Source organism: Paraburkholderia sp. SIMBA_054 (assembly GCF_046534875.1).
GTDB classification, from domain to species: domain Bacteria; phylum Pseudomonadota; class Gammaproteobacteria; order Burkholderiales; family Burkholderiaceae; genus Paraburkholderia; species Paraburkholderia hospita.
In genome coordinates this window covers 1-287 of record NZ_JAWRXV010000569.1, presented here as the reverse complement: position 1 = coordinate 287, position 287 = coordinate 1, and the positions used below count along the sequence as shown (strand labels likewise).

The following is a 287-nucleotide window of genomic DNA, read 5'->3' as shown; positions in this document are numbered from 1 at the left end:
CGACAGAATGGCCCGTTCGCGCTCGAGATCGTAATGGGAATTGGCGATCAGAATCTCGAAGCCCCTTGCCCGCAGGCGCTCTTCGGCCGCGCTCACCATCTGGGCGGCGGTGTGCTGGGTGATGTCGGAAATCAGGCAGCCAATCGCGCTGGAACTGCCCTTGCGCATGCTACGCGCCACCACGTTCGGCACGAAATTCAGCTCCGCCACCGCGGCGCGTACCGCCTCCTGAATGGCCGGTGCCACATTGTCGCGGCCGTTGAGCACCCGCGACACCGAGCCGACCG

The 287-nt window shown here is 65.5% G+C and carries 1 protein-coding gene; it reads right to left on the bottom strand.

The features are described 5' to 3' along the window. The coding region (locus SB822_RS56375) for a LacI family DNA-binding transcriptional regulator (protein WP_410859014.1) at window positions 1-287 on the bottom strand (287 nt) is incomplete at both ends.